The sequence below is a fragment of the Protofrankia sp. CiP1_Cm_nod3 genome (assembly GCF_982290655.1).
In genome coordinates this window covers 1-1,898 of record NZ_CEVIVD010000163.1, presented here as the reverse complement: position 1 = coordinate 1,898, position 1,898 = coordinate 1, and the positions used below count along the sequence as shown (strand labels likewise).

Annotated in this window: 1 protein-coding gene and 1 pseudogene; both read right to left on the bottom strand. The window is 73.7% G+C overall.

Annotation, left to right across the window (positions count from 1 at the left end):
* Positions 1 to 295, bottom strand: a pseudogene (locus AC5LUJ_RS21035) (23S rRNA (guanosine(2251)-2'-O)-methyltransferase RlmB); the annotation flags it as partial.
* A 366-nt stretch (positions 296 to 661) separates the two neighbouring features.
* Entirely contained in the window at positions 662 to 1,864 is a 1,203-nt protein-coding gene (locus AC5LUJ_RS21030; protein WP_493465583.1) for a cytochrome P450, read from the bottom strand.
* Between the last annotated feature and the right edge of the window lie 34 nt (positions 1,865 to 1,898).

Here is a 1,898-nt window from a genome sequence, read left to right as displayed (position 1 = left end):
GGCCGCGCGGCCGGTTGTCACGGCCTCGGTCGTCACGGCGGGTGCTCTTGTCGGCGGTATGCGCCGCTCCGGGTCGCCGCTCCTCGCCGGCCGCGGCGGCGGCGGCCCGACGCTGGGCCGGGTGACCGGGACGCATCTCCGCCGGCGGGGTTGCGCCTCGTCCCTCGAGGGCCTTCCGCCGCTGACCCCCGCTACCGAGCGACGCACCCTTGCGGTGCGAGCCGGATTTGGCCGCGCGGCCGCCCTGGCCGCCGCGGGCCACACCACTGCCGCCGCGCCTGGACTGGCCGGCCATCAGAGGGCTCCACCGGCGCGGGGGCCACGGGCATCGGAGAACCAGGCATCGGAGAACATCGTCATACGGTATACGGACGCCGGGGCGCCCCGGCGGCGCAACCCACCCGTACCCGTCCCGCCGCGCTTACCTGGAGGCGGAACTCCGCCGGGCCGGGCGGCGTAACCACCACCGGTCACCATGGCCGTCCCGGGTCATCTCGCCGGCCGAGGCCGGGCCTGCTCCGCCGTGCCAGGCCCTGCCTCGGCCGGTGCGTTCCGGCGTTCCGGCGTTCCGGCGTTCCGCCGTTCCGCCTCGCCTTCCTTCCGTTCTTCCGTCCGTCCTTTCGGCCCTTTGATTTCTCTCGATTCCCCGGGGCCGCGGGTTTCAGCGTCGCGCGGCCCGGAAGCGCACCGGGAGATCCGCCAGGCCTCGGATGAGGATGTTCGGCTTGTACGCCGGCTCGTCGGTGCGGAGCTCGGCGGTACCGACCCGGTCCGCCCACGCGGCCAGGAAGATCTCCATCTCCAGCAGAGCGAGCGGCGCGCCCAGGCAGTAGTGGTGGCCGAGGCTGAAGGACAGGTGGCGGGAGACCGGCTGGTCGCCGTGGAAGCGGGTGACGTCGAGCCGGTCCGGGTCGTCGTAGGCGGCCGGGTCACGGTTCGCGCAGGCGATCAGGGCGACCACGCCCTCACCGGGGGCGAAGGCCCGGCCGCCGACCACCAGCTCCCGCTTGGCGGCCCGGGTGTTCATGTGGATGGGCGAGTCGTAGCGGAGCAGCTCGTCGACGGCCCGGGGGATCAGCTCCGGCCGCCGGCGCAGCAGCTCGAGCTGGTCGGGGTGGCGCAGCAGGGCGAGGGCGCCGTTGCCGACCAGGTTCACGGTCGTCTCGTGGCCGGCGATGATGAGGGTGATGCAGGTGCCGAGCAGCTCGTCGGCGGTGAGCCGGTCGCCCTGGTCCTCCACCGCGGCCAGGGAGCTGATCAGGTCGTCCCCGGGGTGCCGGCGCCGTTCGTCGACGAGCTGGCGGAAGTAGCCGGCGAACTCCGGCAGCGCCGCGTTGCGGGCGGCGAGCGCTTCGGGAGTCATGTGGAGGTCCGGGTCGAACGCGCGGGAGAGCGCCTGCGACCACTGCTGCACCAGCGGGTGGTCCTCGGCGGGCACCCCCAGGATCTCGCAGATCATGGTGAGCGGCAGCGGGTAGGCGATCGTCTCGATGAAGTCGAACTCGCCGGCGTCGAGCGCGGCGTCGATCAGTTCGTCGACGAGTTCCTCGATGCGTGGCCGCAGGCCGGCCACCCGGCGCGCCGTGAAGCCCTTGGTGACCAGGCCGCGCAGCCGGGTGTGGTCGGGCGGCTCCATCCACAGGAAGGTGTCCGGGAAGGCCGCCGCCGGGATGGTCGGGTGCAGCTGCTCCGCCTCCTTGTCGTGCCCCCAGTCCGCGCTCTGCAGGATCTTGACGCAGTCGGTGTAGCGGGTCGCCACGTGCAGCCCGAAGTCCGACATGTGCAGGGGGCCGGCGTCGCGTAGCCGGTCGTAGCGGGAGTACGGGTCGGCCCGGTTCGCCGGGTCGAACAGCTCGTCCAGCAGGGGCGCCGGGGCGGGGCCGGCGCCCCTGCTGGAC